Origin of the sequence: Sporosarcina aquimarina (genome assembly GCF_023715615.1) — a bacterium.
Taxonomy (GTDB): domain Bacteria; phylum Bacillota; class Bacilli; order Bacillales_A; family Planococcaceae; genus Sporosarcina; species Sporosarcina aquimarina_A.
On record NZ_JAMBOM010000002.1, the window covers coordinates 379,704 to 398,219 of the forward strand.

An 18,516-nucleotide genomic window follows, 5' to 3' on the forward strand; every position below is an offset into this window, starting at 1 on the left:
AGCCTCTCTTTTTATGAATGTACGGGAACTTGCTGTTCTTTTTGCTCTTCTTCGAACGAATCCCCTAATAGTTTCTTTTCTTCTTCCTCCACACGTTGTTTTTCCTCTGCTGTCATTTTTACAATAGAGAATCCAGTCAACGCGTAAATAATTGACAGTATAGGTACGACAAAGTTAATAATTGCGTAAGGTCCGTATTCTGTTACGCCCACACCAAGTGTTCCTAGGATGAAGACCCCACACGTATTCCATGGGATGAATACAGAGGTTAACGTCCCCCCATCCTCTAACGCACGAGACAGGTTTTTCGAACTGAGACCTTTATCTTTATAGGCTTTACTGAACATACGTGAAGGTACAACGATTGAAATGTATTGTTCAGAACATGTTGCATTAGTCATAAAGCAAGCACCAATCGTTGAGATAATCAATGACGATGTCGACTTTACAACTTTCAAAAGCTGATCCATGATTGCCTTTAGCATTCCGGAATACTCTAGGATCCCTCCAAAAGTCATCGCAACAATTGTCATTGATACGGTATACATCATCGAGTCCAGTCCACCGCCATCAAACAAATTATCAACGAGTTCGTTCCCTGTTTTAATAGAAAACCCTTCTTGTAATGCGACCAATGCTTCTGTTATAGAACCACCCTGAATAAAAATCTGGCTTAGGAATCCCATTACAATTCCAACAATAAGTGCTGGAACTGCTGGAACTTTTAGTGCCACCATAACTATTACAGCAAGTGGTACAAGTAGTAACCAAGGCGAAATCAGGAAGCTCTCTTTCATGACGATAGAAGTTTGAGCGATTTTATCCATATCTAGATTACCATCCGCAAAACGTCTTCCGAGTACTGTGAACACGCCAAATGCGATGATGAGCGCCGGAATCGTTGTATATAACATGTGTTTGATATGATCAAATAGATCTGTACCGGTCAAGCCAGAAGCTAAATTTGTTGTGTCTGAAAGCGGTGACATTTTATCCCCAAAATAAGCACCTGAAATGACTGCTCCAGCAACCATACCAGCTGGGATCCCCATGCTAAGTCCGATTCCCATTCCTGCAACCCCAATCGTAGCCATAGTAGACCATGAACTTCCGATTGCGAGTGAAACGATCGAACAAATAATCATGATTGCTACTAAGAACCAAGCAGGCGTAATTAGTTTTAGCCCATAAAAGATCATCGTAGCGACAATTCCTCCACCCATCCAAGCACCGATCGTGAGTCCTACAAGCATGATGATCACGACTGCTGGAAGTGCGAGACGAATTCCCTTATACATCATTTCCTCTATTTCTTTCCAATTGAATCCATATTTCCATGCTACTAATGATGCAACCGATGTTCCAACGATTAATGGCATATGAGGGCCTTGTTCGAGCCAGACTACTGTGACAAGCATGACGCCAATCATAATGACCAACGGCAAAATTGCCATCCAGAAATTTATGTCCCGTTTTTCTCTAGTTTTTCTTTGTTCCACTTGGAACCACCCCCACTAAAATGTCAGACTAGCACTAACTGTCGCTTAATAGTCGTTAATCGAATAATAAACTCGCTTTTCTGCATTGTCAATAGTTTTTCTGTAAACGGTTACAATGTTATACTTAGTTAGACAGAATGATTCCACATATTTTGGCTCCTTCCTTCCCAAATATTGATAGTGATTTGGGTACAACTCTATAGAACAAAGGTGGTTACTTCCTATGATTAAGGAGCATAAAAAGGAGACATTTTGGCATTTTGTACGTCGATATTTATTTATCGCGTTTGGTGCTGGGCTAGCAGCAGTTGCTTTGGAATTATTTTTAATACCAAACTCTGTTATCGACGGTGGGATTATCGGTATTTCGCTAATCATCAATTACTTAAGCGACATCCCCTTTGGAATATTGATTCTGATTTTCAACTTACCGTTTGTATTTTTTGGTTACAAGCATATCGGAAAAAACTTTTTCCTCTCTTCTACGTTCGCCATTGTATTTTTAGCTGTTATTGAATTTCCATTAAAAGCGGTTGGTCCATTCGTGACAGACCCACTACTTGCGACAGCTTTTGGAGGCATACTTCTTGGAGCGGGTGTTGGAATTGTCATTCGAAATGGTGGGGCACTGGATGGAACTGAAATATTGGGGATTTTGTTGACGAAAAAAGTTCCTTATTCTGTTGGTGAATTTGTGATGTTCCTTAACATCTTTATCTTCGGGTGGGCAGGTTTTGTGCTCGGCCCTGAAAAAGCAATGTATTCCATTTTGACCTATTACATAGCGGCAAAAGCGATTGACGCGGTGATTCAAGGGTTTGACGAGACGAAAGCTGCCATAATCGTTTCGGACGAATTTGAAGAAATGGCCGCTGCCATTAGCAAACGCTTAGGTCGTTCCGTGACGAAGTTGCACGGTAAAGGTGGATATAGCGATGATGAGAAGGATGTCATCTATGTAGTGGTGACACGTCTTGAGTTGACGAAGTTAAAAGAAATTGTTCATGATATCGATCCATCTGCATTTACGACCATTATGGATACACAAGAAACTCACGGATCACGGTTCAAGTCTGCGATCCATTAATGTCAAAAGGGCTGTTCCAAGATGTCATTTACATGACACTTTGGGCAGCCCTTAAATTTGCTTTATAAAAGAAACTTGCGAAAACTAGAGTTCCTTTATTAATTCACTTTTGATTGATATGAAATAGAACATGTTTTTTTAATGCACTGTCATCTTTAACTTTCGGATGATCAAAATCCCCAATAAAATTCATACCGATTTTTCTCATCACGTTTTTTGAAGGGGAATTGATAGCAGCCGTAAAACTATAAATATCAGTAAAATTAAGTTCACTGAATCCATATTCTAAGCAGGCTGCCGCTCCCTCTGTGGCATATCCTTTCCCCCAAGCTTCTTTTTTGAGTCGCCAACCAATTTCTATACATGGAGTAAAATCAGCGTCAAAGGTTGCCCTATGAAATCCTAAAAACCCAATAAACTCCTTATTTGTTTTTTCTTCCACGGCATAGAGTCCAAAACCACATTCTTCAATTTCAGATATAATGGCTTTATAAAACGCATTTGTTTCTTCAGATGTTAAAGTCTCAGGAAAATAGGTCATGACCTCTTCGTCCGCATTTAGTCTTCGAAATGGTTCTAAGTCGGTTTCTTTCCAATCCCGTAATGTCAATCTTGCAGTTTCTATATAGATCATTTTCCACCTCATAAGTTATTCAATCTAGAATACTGTATTTTAGCCTTCATTCCTGGATGATTGCTTTAAAAGGAATTTTAATTAGTTAAGGAGCAAATCCATAAAAGATTAACGTGAAAATAATGAGCGAAATAAAACTAATTCCTATCAATAAAGCAATCCATAATAGATACACGACGACTCTTAACCAAGTTTTAGCAAATAGCTTTTTTGCTATTCTAAATGAAACGTAAGCAATAATTACAAGCGTAGGTAAAATATATAAGAAAGAAAAGAACCCTACCCAATCATTAAGTCTTTGAAAACCGCCATCCAATACAGGTCCATCATATAAGTGATACTTATCCGTTATTTTGGAGATTCCTAATAAAAATACGATTGAAAGCAAAGTGAAATAAAGGAGAATCGTAACCCTGAAAGCTCTTTTTTCACAGAACAAAACAAAATACATAAAAATTAAAAACAGAATCAAGACAATTATTTTAAACACGGTTTCACCTCAATATAAAGAGTCATTTACCAAAAAACTTTTTAAAACCGCTTCAATTTCTTTACGCACCTATTGTTTGAAAATGGGTTTCCTCACCATTTTTAAATACTTTCCCGTATTCAAATTCCTCATTCAACTTGATTTTGTATAATTTATATTCGTCTTCTATACCCTTTACATCTGAACTTTCGTTTAAATATATGCTCCATGAATTATCATCGACCTTAATGTCCAAACTCCCAAAACCATTTTCGCCTTCCAAAAAGTCTTGAGTAAGATAGAGATAACGAACTTTTTCCGAATCATTGAACATATATATGCCATTTCCGTTATCACTTTCGGAAGTATCTATATGTAATATAAAATCTTTTACATCCTTTTTTACTTTATCAATACTGACTTCTGAAAAAGATACTTCCTCTTTCCCACATCCAGTTAACATGCTCCCCATTACTAAGAATAGAATCAAAAATCTTCGCAACCTACTAGACCCACTTATAATAATTTTATTTAAACAATCCTATCACTCTGTTGTGGCACATCTGTATTCCATTATCACGCGCTATGGATGATTAATGAACTAACATTGAATGAGATATTAAACCAGATCCTATAATTATACATACTCCAAAAAAATAATAGACATACTGTCAATCCTTCCCCATCAATTTGGTCCGGTTGAAACACAAACTCTCTGCAAGAAAAGCGCCCAATTATGGAACAGTCTGCAACCCGTTGATTTCCGTTCAAGGCGGACGCGTTCCGCGGGCACGGCTTCAGACTCCTCACTACGCTTTGTTGCAGGGTCTTCAACTCGCTCTGTTCCCGCTGGAGTCGCCGCCTTCCACTTCAATCAACTAGAGTGTGCTATCAAACAATCGCGCCCGAATGCGGCAGATTGATATTGAAATAAAGCACCCGTTAGTTTAAAAATTAAAAATAATTTTCTTAAAGAATATCAGTAAAAATAAAACCCAAATAACCATCAAACTATTAAATAAATATTTTTTGTATCTTGAACTATTCTTGTCAAATGCTCTAAACCATTCACCTAAAGAAATGATTACAAAAATAAGAAGTACATAGGCTACTAATTTAGTCACACCTAAACCTTGCTCAGGTAAGCAATAATATTTGGTAAAGTACAACACAGTTAACATCAAGAAAATTGAAAAAAATACACTTAAATAAATGAGACGTTTTTTTCGACTTTTCACCATGCTTCCTCCCAATTAATCTGGCCCGATTGCAATGTAGAGCGATCACCTATTCAGCAATCGCCACCGATTATGTAAGATGTCATCTGTTGTTATCGGTCAATTTCTTCAATAACTCTTTAATTTCTTCATTTTGCATTGTACCTTTTCTTAGTTGAGAGTCGATTGACCATAGGAAAATTATGATAATAGAAAAACCTATTAACAAACCCAAAACTATTCCCTCCTCTGTTCTTTAACAATCAAATGGACCAATTGCGGAAGTTATTTATATACTTCTTCTTCCAACATTTCAATTCTCTTCTTTAGCTTTTTATTCTCTTTTTTCACTTGAGAAGATTCATAAAACGCACCTGCAGCAAGTGAAAAAGCAAACCACGCCCACAACCAATCCATTCCGATTCCACCTTTCTTTGAATATAACTTACTCCCTTAAATGGCCCGATTCTTCAATACGGTGCGAAGATCCCTATTCAAGAATTGCGGACAATTCCTTAACACTCAGGGTTACATCTCGTGATTATCTTCTGTATGTTCCTTCTTCTTTTTATCCCCAAAGTATTTCCAAAGGTGGTATGTGGATCAGAATAAAACCCCACTTGAAAGTATAGTTATTGGTGCAACAAAAGGTTTTTGAAGAATGTAATCCGGGGTGAAAAATGCAAATAGTAGCAAAATAATTATGGCTGGTATTAAAAGAATCCAGTAACGTTTGTCTTTAAATGTTCTAAAACTCCACATACAAATTCCTCCCCAGTAACCCATTCTAATAGCCGATCTGGCCCGATTGCGATATAGAAGAAATCACTTATAACGCAATCGCGCCCGTTTGCAAATTAGAGCAATTACTTATTAAGCAATCGCACCGTTAATCTATAATAGTCATAGGATAAGGCGTTGATTCACCGTTAACTTTGATATCAATTGTGTCATGAGACTCATCTATTGTTAACGTGTATATATATTGCTTTAGTTCATTATCGCTCGCATCCACTTCATCCAACTTGATAAGTGCTGTTTTATTTACTGATTCCAAACTGGATTTAACATCTTCATGTGATTGAAAAACAATGTAAGACACTTTACCATTTTTATTAATCATTTGAAGTCGATCATCAGGGTTTATTGCTTCTGTTACTTTTTTAGGAACAGTATCCACTTCTTCAAAGCTTAACTTTTTCTGTGCACATGCTGATAGAGATAAGATTGCAATAGCAGAGAACATTATTAAAAATAATCTTTTCACCAATTTCACTCCCTCATCAGTTTAGTGTTATTTAAAGATTCTGGCCGAGATTGCGATATAGATGAAATCGCTTATAACGCAAACGCCCCCTATTCTGGAACTGTGTAACGCCGTTAATTTCCGTTCCAGACGGACTCTTTCCGGAGGGCGTGGCTTGAGCCGCTTCCTTCGCTACGCTACGTCCAGGGTCTCAAGCACACGCTAATCCTCTCGGAGTCGACGGCTTGCACTCCACTCAACTAAGAGTGTATTACCAAAGAATCACCCCCGATTCTTGTATTACGAATGAATTTATTACTCAATCATTTATGTAATTTATAACCTGATTAATGTAGCTTTCTGGGTGCTTTCCAGTATCCACAACTAGGCACTGATAATTAGTTGGTCTTTTGCTATTTTCTATGGTACTTTTAAAAACCGCTTCAGAACTTATCTCCCTTATTTGACTAACCATTCTTTCTCGATTTATTAATCTATAATTAACCTCATGGAAATCGTTAAGGTAGCACTCAACGTATTTGTATTTCACATTATATTTTTTAGACAAGTCTATTCCTTTATCAACCATTTCCTGATAAAAGCAGGGACTATCAAATATTACACTTTGTCCTTGTGATAAGTGAAATTCAATTAAAGACCAATCAATATTGTATGAAATCCTACCAGCGGTATTGAGATCAAACGGAATATCAGCTATTGAATTTAATAAAGCAGATTTTACAATGTCATGATCTATTAGGACTGCTCCTGTTCTCTTACCAATTTGTCGGGATAACGTTGATTTTCCAGAGCCAGGGAAACCAGACATTTGAACAAAAAACATGTTTAGCACCTAACTTTCCTTTTGATTTTTCACTAAACTACCCGTTAGCGAAATTAGCCTTATGCCGTTTAATGGCCCTATTGTGGCATGATCCTTATCCAGCAAGAGCCCCCTTTTTTGGTAAAAGTTAAAAAGTATAAATTGCAACGAAAAAAATAAATGTAGAAGCAAATACGATCATTATTGCATTCGCCTTTTTCATTCTTTGAAACTCAGTAATTCCCATAACAAGCATGAGCAACCCCAATGCAAACATCATGTAAGACATTAGCGAAAAGTCTTTAGTGATTAGGCTATAACCCGATAAAGTGATTACAACTATTGCTAGAGTAAAGTAAATAATTTTAAGCACGATAAACCTCCATTTCAACTTACGCTTTACCACAAAATGTCCCCTTTCAGGTACAGTGCTTCTTCCGCTCCCTATCCGCTTGTGTGATTATTCATTTTTTTACTGATTAAGGTTATCTATTTTCTTTTCAATTCTATCGAGTTGCTGTTTCCGCTTATTTTTAGAACGAATTAATAATACTATCAAAGCTATAATTATCACCGTAAAACTTAGTGAAACCAGTAGAAATACAACATCTCCTAAGTTAACGGTGCTATTAATAGAATCTAAATTAATTTTCCTCTCCTCCTTTTCAGTTTCTAATCATCTTGCCTGATTGTAACGCAGTCCCTATCCAACAACGGTGTTAGATCGACGGCAATTCAAACTGTTTATTCTCTAATGCTTTTAACTTTTTCAAGAAGATATAGTATCCCAATCATGATTAGCATCACCATAGCTACGATATAAAAATTTGATTGAAAGGTACGACTTAGCGATGCCATGCTGCTTACAACTACACTTCCTAAAACAAAAAACAATATTACTATGGACAATACTCTGTCCTTCATATTGAGCCCCCCATAAATTACATCCTATAGCTACAAATGGCCAAATTGCGATATAGACGCTAGACCTTATCAAGCAATCACAGCATTTTGCTGAAAATCATAAAAGAATAGAACTCCTAACTACATAGTTATAATTCAACATTTAATTTCAAACCATCCTGTTTCATCCAAAAAATCTTCTCTCGACAAACTACAGCCAGATATAAACTGACGATAAGCAGTGATTGTACCATCATGCGATACTATATATATTTTATTACTTTTCAATAACTTCAAACTCGCAATAAATTCGTGTGCAATCTTATTGTATTCTCTATCTGGCATAGTATTGATACCCTCATGCCATAAATAAGTAGCCACATTTGTATCTAGTTCTAGATTCGGATAATCACTTTTTATTATTTCTAAATCAATTAATTCATCACAAGGCAATGTCTCTGCATTTGTACGAGTAGGAAATATTCGCGGAGAAACTAACGGACTTACAATCTTACGGCAGTCCATATTCTTAGTCCAAATCAGTGCAGTTTCTATGGTTCTTCTTATAGGGCTTATAAATAAAATATCCTCATCCGTTATAAGAAACTTTTTTCTTAACAACTCCGCTTGATTTATTCCTTTTGCTGTTAATGAAGGATTCTTTAAGTACAAGCTATTTGGTATGTCTAGTGTGTGTTCACCTTGACCATGACGAATAAATATCAACTCCACTTAATCACCACCCATTTTTACAATTTAAAATAAATTGTTGTTTTCTTAGCTCATGTCCCTTAATCGAACCATTTTCCATATTTATATTATCGACCTGCATACCCACCTTCAGATTTTATGACTTGACCTGTAATCCACTCGGACTCATCACTAGCTAAAAATTTTATTAATCTAGCGGCATCATCCGGTTGTCCAACACGCCCTGTAGGGAAGAATTGTGATAATGAATCTTTTAGTTCTTCATCCATCCAGCCTGAATCAGTGGGCCCTGGGTCTATTGAATTGACGGTAATTCCTATTGGTGCGAGTCCCACTGATAATGGTTCAGTTATTGCAATTAGCATACCTTTCGAAGCAATATAGGCTAGATTATTGGGGTCTGGCCCTTTTGAGACGAAATTAATAATTCTTCCACCACTTTTACCGGGAAAAGCCCTCTCAAACCTTTTAGCAAATTCCGTGCTGAGTAGAATTGTTCCACTGTTGTTTATCTGATAATGTCTTTCAAGAATTTCTGCATTCATTGAACGGAAGTTAACTGTTTTTTGATAGGTGGCATTGTTTATTAACACACTTGCTGTACCAAGAGTTTTTTCAGTACAATTTAAAATCTTTGTTGGTGCTTCTGGTTCTGACAAATCAGCCTCCATATGATGGCACCGTACTCCAAAATCTTTTATCTTGTTACTTAAAACATATGGATAACCTTCTTCTGCACCAATACCTTCATTTTTGTCATAATCGCTCCAATGGGTAAAAAAGATATCTGCACCTGCTTCTGCAAGCATTAAACAAATTGCAGAGCCAATACCTTGAGAACGACTTGCACCAGTTACAATAGCTATTTTTCCATTTAAAATGCCCATATCTTCCTCCCTTTAATTATTCTATAAAATGGTTCATTTGTAGAAGAATCGATTTATAGTACTATGCTCAGTTGCTTGTAGCGGAAGATGGCCGACTCCGAAGGGATCAACGAAAGACAAATCGAAGAACGGCTTTTGCGAACAAAAGCAAAGTGTTAAGAGCATATCTTTGCACTCGTCTTGAGACCCCGGCGGCCGCGGGCTTTCTTTACGCGAACAAGGAGGTTCAAGCCACGCCCCTCGAAATGTAGGCCCTCTGAAGCAGAAAGTAACTGTATTCACCGTTAGCTTGACTCTTTCCTGAAATAAGTATTTCGTCTCTATTAAATTGTATCAAATTTCCACTTCTTATATTGCACTTTTTTTCAAAATAATCAATTTCCATTGTAAGTGCTCAAAATAAAACTTTAAACAACATCCTAAACTGTGCTGGTATACTTTCCAGGCGAAGACTTTTTGAATAATAGAATTTCAACTACTTGTATAGATGTTCTTTCTAGTATGCATGCTGATACCCATGTATATCAGAAAGGTGAGTTACTATGCAGAATTTGGAGATGCTGAAAAGCTCTGTTTTAGTTGGTTCGAATCGAATGCTTTGGATATTAGTAAGCTTGTCTATTTTTGACGCTCTTGCAACCGATTTCGGATTACGTTTTGAGCTAATTGAGGAAGCCAATCCCATGATGGAATATGTATATAAAAGAAGTATTATTGGATTTTACTTTGTGAAGCTCGGCCTACCAATGAGTCTTTTTAGAATTCAATCGGCAGTTGCTCATTCTAGATTTGTGCAAAGACTCCTCCAATTTACGATTGGTCTTTACGCCATGATCTCTGGATTGCATGTTTTTTGGTTGGTACTTCAATTCTCGTAAAGCAAATCCCGTATTTCATCTAAAATCGTGTTGGTGCTATACTGTCAGTACAACGACTTTGGGAAATGGCGGGTACATAGATGAAACAAACAATAGGAATTCTCGCGCATGTAGATGCGGGGAAAACGACATTTTCAGAACAACTTCTTTTCTTGACGAAACAGATACGGGAACGTGGACGTGTAGATCATCAAGATGCCTTTTTGGATAATCATTCGATTGAACGCGCTCGAGGAATTACTGTGTTTGCAGAACAAGCGGAGATTGAATATGAGGGAAGCTCGTTTACATTGATTGATACTCCAGGTCATGCCGACTTCTCCCCTGAAATGGAACGGGCAGTCCAAGTGATGGACGCAGCGATTGTATTAGTGAGTGCTGTCGATGGTGTCCAAGGGCATACGGAGCGGGTTTGGCAATTGCTGCGAGATGCCAAGGTTCCTACATTTTTATTCATTAACAAAATGGATCGTGACACAGCTAATGCAGCTGCTGTAATGGTTGACCTTCAAGAATCATTGTCTGCAGATTGTTTTGACTTGGGTCAGATTGCTCCTGATGGAACGATGACAGAAGAATTGGCAGAGTGGCTTGCGGAGCGTGATGATTCTTTACTGGATCGCTATTTGGATGCTGGATACGATGCAAATTATTGGATGAAGACGTTAAAACTCCTTATTCAGGAAGGTAAAGTTTTTCCAACAGGACAAGGATCTGCATTGAAGGACATTGGCATCGATTCTTTCTTTTCTTCATTTGTACATCTCATAGATTGTCCAGAAACAGAAAAAGACAGTAAGCCATTTACTGCATCTGTCTATAAAATTCGCCATGATGAGAATGGCCAACGCATCACGTTTTTAAAAATTTTAAGCGGTACTCTTCATGTACGTGATGAATTGACGGTCGGTGGTCTGGATGAAAAAGTTACACAAATCAGGATATATAACGGTATCAAATTCACCCCAATCCCCGATGCAACTGGAGGTGATTTAATCGCTGTAACCGGTCTAACGAACGCATCTGCTGGAGACACGATTGGTCTCAAGGACGAACCTAACCCTTACAGCTCGAAACCTGCACTTAAAGCCGCTGTCCAGTATGATCCCTCTTATTCCAGTAAAGACGTTTGGAACGTGTTCAACATGCTCGATGCTGAAGATCCAACACTACATGCGGTATGGAATGAGCATAGCCAAGAAATTGAAATCCGCGTCATGGGGGTCATCCAGCTTGAAGTGTTGCAACATATTGTACAAGAGCGGTTCAATATGACTGTTACTTTCGGAACTCCCACCATTCTTTATAAAGAAACAATTGCTTCTACAGTTACGGGATACGGCCATTTCGAACCGTTAAAACATTATGCCGAAGTGCACGTTAAAATGGAACCTGCCGAGCGTTGTTCAGGCATTCACTTTACGTCACGTTGCCATACGGACGACCTATCCCATGGTCACCAGCGTGTCATTGAAAAACACTTGTTTGAACGTGATCATCATGGGATTTTAACGGGTTCCCCGCTTACCGATATTTCCGTTACGTTACTAACGGGGCGTTCACATAACGAGCATACCTCTGGTGGTGATTTCAGAGAATCCCTGTTTCGGGCACTTCGCCAAGGTTTGGAACAAGCGGAAAACCTACTTCTTGAGCCCTACTATGCATTTAAAATGAAAATCGATAGTGACCTTATTGGACGAGCACTGACGGACATACAAACGGCGCATGGAATTTTCCATGCCCCTGAAACCTCTGGGAACACTACAACTGTCACTGGTCGTGTTCCTGTTGCAACTTTCATGAATTATAGTACAGAGTTTGCTTCCTACACAGGAGGCAAAGGTGTACTCATTCTGACATTGGACGGATATGGCCCTTGTCACAATCCAGAACAAGTGATAGATCAGATTGGATACGACAAATCGGCTGACCCGGAATACTCGTCTTCATCGGTGTTTTGTGCAAAAGGCAAAGGGTACGCGGTCCCCTGGCAAGAAGCTAAAGCTGCCATGCATTGTGAAGTTGAGTAGAAAGGAAGAGTTTTCATGAAACGAGTAATTGTTACTGGCTATAAACCCCATGAACTTGGGATTTTTGACGCAAAGCACCCAGGAATTAATATCATAAAAAAAGCTTTGACAGACAGGCTTCAAGGACTTGTCGAGAATGGATTGGAATGGGTCATTATTAGCGGTCAGCCTGGGTGTGAAACTTGGGGGGGACAAGTCGTGGATGATCTGAGAGATACTTTTCCTGATCTTCAACTAGCACTCATTACACCTTTTTTAGAGCAGGATAAAAATTGGAACGATGCGAAAAAACAAGATTATGAAGAGCTTCAACTTATAGCGGATTATCAAGTGAGCTTGACGAAGCGCCCATATGAAGCACCTTGGCAATTCATCGAGCGCGATAAATTTTTACTGAGAAATTCAGACGGCCTACTTGTCGTTTACGACGAAGAAAACGAGGGTTCTCCAAAGTTCATGAAACGGATGGCCGAAAAGTTTGCCGAAAAGCATTCGTATGAAATCTTAACAATTACTGCAGATGATTTACAACTGATCGCAGAAGACATTCAACGTGCGGAACAAGATTCTTTTATGGATTTTTGACAAGCAAGTCGTATCATTTTTAAACAGAGAAAAGGGACGGGAATCGATTTGATTTCCATCCCTTTTCTCTGTTTGGCATCGTTGACTCTGGAAATGAAGGATGTCAGGCCGTTGATCTCCGTTCCGGACGGGCGCTTTCCGGGGGCTTGCCCTCAGCCTCCTCGTCGCTTCGCTCCTGTGGGGTCTTCGCGCTGCGCTGATCCCCAGGAGTCGCCGTCCTGCACTTCAATCAACTGACTTCTCATGAGACATTCACATCATTCAATCAAAGAATGGAATCGGAGTGCTCCATATCCAGCTGGTAAGAATAACTAGATACAGCAGAAGACTTGAGAAACCGATATGAAATCAAAGAAGTCTATGAAAATGCAAAGAGACCGTTGAACGTGTTTTGCGGAGGCCAAGGAGAAGCATGGTATGCGATAGACAGCCCTAAGAAGATTTAGGGTATTAAATAAATTACATCTTATGGAAAACAACTGAATCTATGCACGGTCTCCCGAGTAGTGAATATAAATCTGCAACCAATTGATAAATGAAGGAAAAATCAATTGCTGCCTCTAATTTACGGACCCGATGGTCTTGCGGAACTAACTGTTAGATTGTTATCATCTTCATCTGTTCCCGTTCTATGATTTGATTCTTCATCACCATTTCCTTTACCCCATCTGATAGTTGGGAGATACTGTTGATTGTAGCGGAGAGCGGCGACTCCGGAGGGATCAGCGAAAGCTCGAAGACCCTGGACTGAGCAAAGCGAGGGAGATGAGTGCTGCCTTAATTTCAGCAAAGTTCGCTAAAACACGGCAAATCGAACCCTTCGTCGTTCGATTGGCTGAGAGCAAGCCCCTCGGAAAGCGTCCGCTCGCAGCGAAAATCAACTTTTCATAGTTAATCCTATTGTAAAAGAAAAAAACTGCAGGCAATCCCTATGTTTACTAGGGTTTGTCTACAGTCTAAGGCAGAGCGCATATGCACTCTGCCTTTTCTTTGTATACTTACAGAATTGAAGTAGTCATGAGGATCATCGACATGAAGAAAATGGTCATGTAATTCACTGAGTATAAGAACATCCATTGTGCCCATTTATAATCATCTTTCACGAATAACCCTGCTAGAGCAAGAATGAAGAAACCGATGTTCATAGCCGTTGTTAACACGATGAACCCCGTGCCGAATGCCGCCAAGAAAAATGGTAGTGGCAATAGACAAACGGTATAGACGATTGACTGACGCTTGGTCATGGGAATTCCTTTAACCACTGGGAGCATCGCAACACCTGCAGCCCGATATTCATCCAATTTCTTAATAGCAATCGCAAATGTGTGAGGCATCTGCCAGATGAACAACACGATTGCCAACATAATTGGTACCATGTGATAAGTCGATCCCACTGCTGCCCATCCGATAAGTGGAGTAACCGCACCTGATACACTACCGATCACCGTATTGAGTGTGTATTTCCGCTTTGACCACATCGTATAGAGGACTACATACGTAAACCAGCCTATAAACCCATAAATTGCAGCGCTTGGTGCAGCTACATATAACAGGATTATTCCTAATACTGATAACACAATCCCGATTTTAAGAATGGTTGCCATAGAGATATTGCCAGTTACAGTAGGTCGTTTCTGAGTACGGGCCATTACTCGGTCTAGGTCAACTTCATACCAGTTATTTAGCGTAAGTGCCCCCGCCATAAGCATCGTACTACCTGCCATCGTTAAGAAGAAAAGTGACATGTATTCCGCAAATGTGCCACCATAGAAATAGATACCAAGCCAAAATCCTGCAAAAACAGGAAGAATGTTTGCAATTAACACAGGGCCTTTAAACAAATATTTCAGATCACTAGCAAGCGTTGACGCATGCTGTTCTTTTTCGAGCGCTCGCTCCATTGTTTTTTGCATAAGTTCGCATCCTTTAAAGAATGATAAGAAGTTAGAAGACAAATTTCCTTCATACTACTATATCATCTTTTGGACAGAAACAGTAAGACATGAATTGAAGAAAATGTGACATTTCTCTATAACCCTGTATCTTTCAACGGTATGCAATATCTTCCATGTTTGTTTAGTTAACGAAAACTATACGTTACAGTAACAGTCGCTTGTATGTCTAATGTTCCTGGTTCAATTCGAGGAGCAGCGCTCATTTTTGCCATTTGAACCGTGAATGGTCTTGCCTCACTTTGTACAGCTTCTTGAATATTCACAGGTACATGATTCAGTACAACGTCAGCCGCTTGTGCAAGCGCTTGTGCATGTGCTTGTGCATTTCCAACAGCTTTACTTAATGCCTGTTCATAAAGACCGGATGAGTTTTCGATACTGAACTGAATTGAAGACACATCCGTTGCACCTGACTGTACGGCACCGTCAATGATTTCCCCAATGCTTGGTATATCCCTTGCCGTTACACGGAGTTGATGCTGCACTTCATAATTTCGAAAAAGTTGTTGGCCTTCGATGTAATCATATTGGGGAGATACCGTATAAGATGAGGTCTGAATTTCGTTGTTCGGTATTCCTAATGTAGTAAGTCGATCAATTACTGACTGCGAACGTTTAGTATTCTCTGCTTGCGCATCCGCTAATTGTTCTGAATGCGTTGTAATTCCAAGCTGTATCGTGACTAAATCAGGTTCTCCCGTTACATTTCCAGTTCCCGTTACAATCATCGTCTGACGTTGTTGCTCACTCATTTATTTTCATCCTTTCCATTTCTTCGCATATCGGTTTTCTTTGTTCATCTATTCTATTCAACTCTGTTGAAATCCGTTTTCCCGATTCGATTTAGGGAATAAGAAAAATAATTGAAAGGAGTCGTTAAAATTGAAAAACACTACTACTGTTGCAACCACAAATTGGGGTAAATTAGCTCGAAATATTTTAGTCCCTGTAATTGGAGGATCAATAACCGGTTGGCTAGCGAATCGAAATACTCAAAAGCAGTATTCTCAACTAAAAAAGCCGTCGTTCAGCCCGCCTCCTTCTCTATTTCCGATCGCATGGACTGCTTTATATGGTTTAATGGGCTATGCAAAATATCGCGCTGAACAGCATTCAAATCCTAGAGACGCGCAAAAAGTGCTGACTCCCTATGAGCTACAATTAGGTCTTAACTATATTTGGTCATTTCTCTTTTTCAAATGGAACTTACGTGGAACAGCGCTGATTGAAATGACTACTTTGTTTGCCATGATCTCGTTAACAGCTTATGAATTCAACAAGGTTGACAAAATGGCAGGGAAATTACTCGTTCCTTATATGGGCTGGGTTTCTTTTGCATGGGCTTTGAATTATTCAATTTGGAAACTGAACAGATAATGATTCACAAGCTTTTTCTTCTTTCAGGATAGGTCCCCTTCAATTATGGGTATAGAACGCTTAAGAACTACAGCACTCTATATTGAATACAAGGGGTTATGCTTATGAAATGGCGTGGACGAAGAGAAAGTACAAACGTAGAAGATCGACGCGGAAGAGGTGGAACAGCAATTGTCGGGGGAGGAATCGGAACCGTTGTCATTGCACTCGTTGTTCTATTATTAGGCGGTGATCCTTCTGAACTGCTCGGTACACTCTCTGGTGAAGAGACGGCTCAGACCCAACCTTATGAAGAAACGGCAGAGGAACGTGAGCTTGCGGATTTCGTCTCAGTCGTTCTTGCTGATACGGAAGATGTGTGGTCTGAAGTATTTGCTGAAGAAGGCATGACCTATGAAGACCCAACACTGGTTATGTATACAGGTAGCGTCCAGTCCGCATGCGGATCAGCCAGTTCAGCAATTGGCCCTTTCTACTGTCCAGGTGACGAAAAGCTCTATATCGATTTAAGTTTTTATGATGAACTAAAATCAAATTTCCAAGCTCCTGGTGACTTTGCGATGGCTTACGTCATTGCACACGAAGTCGGGCACCACGTTCAAAAACAGCTTGGAACAAGTGATAAAATGAATGCTCTTCGAAATCGTTTAAGTAAAGAGGAATATAATAAGTACTCCGTGAGACTTGAATTGCAGGCCGATTACTATGCTGGCGTCTGGGCAGGTCGCGCGAAACAAAAGAATTTGCTAGAAAAAGGTGATTTGCAAGAAGCTTTGACAGCAGCGAGTGCTGTTGGTGACGATACAATCCAAAAAAAGTCCCAAGGATATGTTGTCCCTGAAAGCTTTACGCATGGAAGTTCCAAGCAACGTCAAGATTGGTTCACTAAAGGTTTTGAAACTGGAACGATTGAAGGCGGTAATACATTTGCAGGATTGAATTTCTAAAATCCTACCTAAAAACGTTCGAACCTGTCAAAATAGAGACAGATTCGAACGTTTTTTATCGACTAGGCTTGACGATGTGTGCATATGGGTTATGAGTGCCGTCCAGTAAATCTTTAATGATTGAAGCTCCTGCCATTGAATAACACGTCCCATTGCCTTCATATCCAAGCAAGTAATAGACATTGTCTTGATGAGGCGCAGCACCCATGAATGGTAATCCATCTTTTGAAATGCCGAACAACGAATTCCATGCATCATCAATTTGAACATCTAAGTGTGGAAACATTTCTTTTATTTCATCTAAAATTTCCTGACCTTTTTGTTGGATAAATTCTGGATCATCGTACAACTCACTCGATTCTTCGTCTAAACCTCCTGCAATCATTCTGCCACCTGGAGCGGTTCGGAAATAGAGATATGGCTTTTTGGTTTCCCACACCATCACGCTATCTTTCCAAAGTTCCCCTTCAATCGGTTTTGTCGCAATCGCAAATGTCTGATTGATATGCGCTTTACCGTTCAGCTCGCTGTATAGCTTGCTGTATCCGGTTGCGATAATAATTGAGTCAAATGAAATCTTAGCGCCAGATTCAGTCATTACTGTATTTTCAACCAAGGAATCTAAATTGACTGATGTATGTTCAAAATACGTAACACCCATTTTTAAATTTTCTGCAGTCAGCGCTTGTATGAATTGGTAAGGATTCACTTCAGCATCGTGCCAAGTCCGCAATGCTGCTGGTTTGTCAATTCCGTATTCTTCAACCAACTTCTGATGATCTAAATACTCTGCTGGAAAGTCATATTTTTTTAAATAACTGTATTCTCTTTTCAATTTATCCACATCATTAGGCGTGGACGCATAGAAAATACTGTCGCGCAAACGATACCCAGTAGATTTAGACAATGTGGAAGCAATCTTTGTTAACTCATCCATCGCTTCTAGACACATTTTGTAAAAGAGTACGGCGTCTTTTTCACCGATCCGATCTACAAATTCAGAAAGCATCGTGTCACTTGCATACTGAAGAAGTCCCGTATTAGCAGAGCTACTTCCTCTTCCAACTTCGCAACGGTCTATAACTGTCACCTTCTTGCCTGCGGAAGCTAGCTTATACGCAGCTAGTGTTCCAGACATCCCCCCGCCTATAATTACAATTTCTGCGTTGTAATCTTCTTCGAGTACCGAGAACTTCGAAGTGGGTTTTGCTGTTTTATCCCAATAAGTTTGTCCTGTTGTCAGCTTCATAAATATCTCCCTCTAG

General features: G+C 39.3%; 20 protein-coding genes and 1 pseudogene. 6 read left to right on the forward strand and 15 right to left on the reverse strand.

Annotated features, from left to right (window positions below):
- Positions 1-11: 11 nt before the first annotated feature.
- On the reverse strand, positions 12-1,454 hold the full coding sequence (gene nhaC, locus M3197_RS08905) for a Na+/H+ antiporter NhaC (RefSeq protein ID WP_251661039.1): 1,443 nt from the start codon (positions 1,452-1,454) through the stop codon (positions 12-14).
- Positions 1,455-1,722: 268 nt separating this feature from the next.
- Here nhaC and M3197_RS08910 point away from each other — a divergent pair, with 268 nt between their 5' ends.
- On the forward strand, positions 1,723-2,586 hold the full coding sequence (locus M3197_RS08910; RefSeq protein WP_251660818.1) for a YitT family protein: 864 nt from the start codon (positions 1,723-1,725) through the stop codon (positions 2,584-2,586).
- 103 nt (positions 2,587-2,689) lie between these two features.
- Here M3197_RS08910 and M3197_RS08915 read toward each other — a convergent pair whose 3' ends face one another.
- The 10 genes from M3197_RS08915 to M3197_RS08950 form a co-directional block, all read right to left on the reverse strand.
- On the reverse strand, positions 2,690-3,220 hold the full coding sequence (locus tag M3197_RS08915) for a GNAT family N-acetyltransferase (protein WP_251660820.1): 531 nt from the start codon (positions 3,218-3,220) through the stop codon (positions 2,690-2,692).
- Between the two features lie 551 nt (positions 3,221-3,771).
- A complete protein-coding gene (locus M3197_RS08920; protein WP_251660822.1) occupies positions 3,772-4,161 on the reverse strand; it encodes a hypothetical protein in 390 nt (129 codons plus the stop codon).
- A gap of 475 nt (positions 4,162-4,636) precedes the next feature.
- Positions 4,637-4,927 (reverse strand): hypothetical protein, encoded by a 291-nt coding sequence (locus M3197_RS08925; RefSeq protein ID WP_251660824.1) that lies wholly within the window; start codon positions 4,925-4,927, stop codon positions 4,637-4,639.
- A 264-nt stretch (positions 4,928-5,191) separates the two neighbouring features.
- The gene (locus M3197_RS17365) at positions 5,192-5,323 is read right to left on the reverse strand and encodes a hypothetical protein (protein ID WP_285851257.1); all 132 of its coding nucleotides are present in this window, start codon (positions 5,321-5,323) and stop codon (positions 5,192-5,194) included.
- Between the two features lie 186 nt (positions 5,324-5,509).
- Positions 5,510-5,668: a hypothetical protein gene (locus tag M3197_RS08930; RefSeq protein ID WP_251660826.1), complete on the reverse strand. Its 159-nt coding sequence runs from the start codon at positions 5,666-5,668 to the stop codon at positions 5,510-5,512.
- Positions 5,669-5,795: 127 nt separating this feature from the next.
- The gene (locus M3197_RS08935; RefSeq protein WP_251660829.1) at positions 5,796-6,173 is read right to left on the reverse strand and encodes an LptM family lipoprotein; all 378 of its coding nucleotides are present in this window, start codon (positions 6,171-6,173) and stop codon (positions 5,796-5,798) included.
- 298 nt (positions 6,174-6,471) lie between these two features.
- The gene (locus M3197_RS08940; protein WP_251660831.1) at positions 6,472-6,996 is read right to left on the reverse strand and encodes a P-loop nucleotide/nucleoside kinase family protein; all 525 of its coding nucleotides are present in this window, start codon (positions 6,994-6,996) and stop codon (positions 6,472-6,474) included.
- A 127-nt stretch (positions 6,997-7,123) separates the two neighbouring features.
- On the reverse strand, positions 7,124-7,264 hold the full coding sequence (locus M3197_RS17465) for a DUF3953 domain-containing protein (protein WP_432813990.1): 141 nt from the start codon (positions 7,262-7,264) through the stop codon (positions 7,124-7,126).
- Between the two features lie 770 nt (positions 7,265-8,034).
- Positions 8,035-8,610 carry a histidine phosphatase family protein gene (locus M3197_RS08945; RefSeq protein ID WP_251660833.1) on the reverse strand — a complete coding sequence of 192 codons (576 nt, stop codon included), beginning with the start codon at positions 8,608-8,610 and terminating at the stop codon, positions 8,035-8,037.
- 86 nt (positions 8,611-8,696) lie between these two features.
- Positions 8,697-9,476, reverse strand: coding sequence for an SDR family oxidoreductase (locus M3197_RS08950; RefSeq protein ID WP_251660835.1), 780 nt, complete (start codon positions 9,474-9,476; stop codon positions 8,697-8,699).
- Between the two features lie 542 nt (positions 9,477-10,018).
- Here M3197_RS08950 and M3197_RS08955 point away from each other — a divergent pair.
- The 3 genes from M3197_RS08955 (at position 10,019) to M3197_RS08965 (ending at position 12,972) form a co-directional block, all read left to right on the forward strand.
- Positions 10,019-10,354, forward strand: a complete 336-nt coding sequence (locus M3197_RS08955) for a DUF5658 family protein (protein WP_251660837.1) — start codon at positions 10,019-10,021, stop codon at positions 10,352-10,354.
- Between the two features lie 80 nt (positions 10,355-10,434).
- Positions 10,435-12,387: an elongation factor G gene (locus tag M3197_RS08960; protein WP_251660839.1), complete on the forward strand. Its 1,953-nt coding sequence runs from the start codon at positions 10,435-10,437 to the stop codon at positions 12,385-12,387.
- A gap of 15 nt (positions 12,388-12,402) precedes the next feature.
- Complete coding sequence (locus M3197_RS08965) at positions 12,403-12,972, forward strand: SLOG family protein (RefSeq protein WP_251660841.1); 570 nt, start codon at positions 12,403-12,405, stop codon at positions 12,970-12,972.
- Positions 12,973-13,434: 462 nt separating this feature from the next.
- On the opposite strand, the pseudogene M3197_RS08970 reads toward M3197_RS08965, so the two are convergent.
- The 3 genes and pseudogenes from M3197_RS08970 to M3197_RS08980 all read right to left on the reverse strand — a co-directional run.
- Positions 13,435-13,626 (reverse strand): annotated as a pseudogene (locus M3197_RS08970) (transposase); the annotation flags it as partial.
- A 344-nt stretch (positions 13,627-13,970) separates the two neighbouring features.
- Complete coding sequence (gene cyoE / locus M3197_RS08975; protein ID WP_251660843.1) at positions 13,971-14,885, reverse strand: heme o synthase; 915 nt, start codon at positions 14,883-14,885, stop codon at positions 13,971-13,973.
- Between the two features lie 167 nt (positions 14,886-15,052).
- A complete protein-coding gene (locus M3197_RS08980; protein ID WP_251660846.1) occupies positions 15,053-15,679 on the reverse strand; it encodes an SIMPL domain-containing protein in 627 nt (208 codons plus the stop codon).
- A 130-nt stretch (positions 15,680-15,809) separates the two neighbouring features.
- Between M3197_RS08980 and M3197_RS08985 the strand changes: the two genes are divergently transcribed.
- Positions 15,810-16,304: a TspO/MBR family protein gene (locus M3197_RS08985; RefSeq protein WP_251660848.1), complete on the forward strand. Its 495-nt coding sequence runs from the start codon at positions 15,810-15,812 to the stop codon at positions 16,302-16,304.
- A 104-nt stretch (positions 16,305-16,408) separates the two neighbouring features.
- Complete coding sequence (ypfJ, locus tag M3197_RS08990; RefSeq protein WP_251660850.1) at positions 16,409-17,251, forward strand: KPN_02809 family neutral zinc metallopeptidase; 843 nt, start codon at positions 16,409-16,411, stop codon at positions 17,249-17,251.
- A gap of 55 nt (positions 17,252-17,306) precedes the next feature.
- Here ypfJ and M3197_RS08995 read toward each other — a convergent pair whose 3' ends face one another.
- Positions 17,307-18,500, reverse strand: coding sequence for an NAD(P)/FAD-dependent oxidoreductase (locus M3197_RS08995; protein ID WP_251660852.1), 1,194 nt, complete (start codon positions 18,498-18,500; stop codon positions 17,307-17,309).
- Positions 18,501-18,516 lie beyond the last annotated feature (16 nt).

Excerpts from the sequence above, each read along its gene's own strand:
- nhaC (WP_251661039.1), bottom strand. The coding sequence starts at position 1,454 with ATGGCAATTTTGCCGTTGGTCATTATGATTGGCGTCATGCTTGTCACA.
- M3197_RS08910 (WP_251660818.1), top strand. The coding sequence starts at position 1,723 with ATGATTAAGGAGCATAAAAAGGAGACATTTTGGCATTTTGTACGTCGA.
- M3197_RS08915 (WP_251660820.1), bottom strand. The coding sequence starts at position 3,220 with ATGATCTATATAGAAACTGCAAGATTGACATTACGGGATTGGAAAGAA.
- M3197_RS08920 (WP_251660822.1), bottom strand. The coding sequence starts at position 4,161 with ATGGGGAGCATGTTAACTGGATGTGGGAAAGAGGAAGTATCTTTTTCA.
- M3197_RS17365 (WP_285851257.1), bottom strand. The coding sequence starts at position 5,323 with ATGGATTGGTTGTGGGCGTGGTTTGCTTTTTCACTTGCTGCAGGTGCG.
- M3197_RS08930 (WP_251660826.1), bottom strand. The coding sequence starts at position 5,668 with ATGTGGAGTTTTAGAACATTTAAAGACAAACGTTACTGGATTCTTTTA.
- M3197_RS08940 (WP_251660831.1), bottom strand. The coding sequence starts at position 6,996 with ATGTTTTTTGTTCAAATGTCTGGTTTCCCTGGCTCTGGAAAATCAACG.
- M3197_RS17465 (WP_432813990.1), bottom strand. The coding sequence starts at position 7,264 with ATGTCTTACATGATGTTTGCATTGGGGTTGCTCATGCTTGTTATGGGA.
- M3197_RS08950 (WP_251660835.1), bottom strand. The coding sequence starts at position 9,476 with ATGGGCATTTTAAATGGAAAAATAGCTATTGTAACTGGTGCAAGTCGT.
- M3197_RS08955 (WP_251660837.1), top strand. The coding sequence starts at position 10,019 with ATGCAGAATTTGGAGATGCTGAAAAGCTCTGTTTTAGTTGGTTCGAAT.
- M3197_RS08960 (WP_251660839.1), top strand. The coding sequence starts at position 10,435 with ATGAAACAAACAATAGGAATTCTCGCGCATGTAGATGCGGGGAAAACG.
- M3197_RS08965 (WP_251660841.1), top strand. The coding sequence starts at position 12,403 with ATGAAACGAGTAATTGTTACTGGCTATAAACCCCATGAACTTGGGATT.
- cyoE (WP_251660843.1), bottom strand. The coding sequence starts at position 14,885 with ATGCAAAAAACAATGGAGCGAGCGCTCGAAAAAGAACAGCATGCGTCA.
- M3197_RS08980 (WP_251660846.1), bottom strand. The coding sequence starts at position 15,679 with ATGAGTGAGCAACAACGTCAGACGATGATTGTAACGGGAACTGGAAAT.
- ypfJ (WP_251660850.1), top strand. The coding sequence starts at position 16,409 with ATGAAATGGCGTGGACGAAGAGAAAGTACAAACGTAGAAGATCGACGC.
- M3197_RS08995 (WP_251660852.1), bottom strand. The coding sequence starts at position 18,500 with ATGAAGCTGACAACAGGACAAACTTATTGGGATAAAACAGCAAAACCC.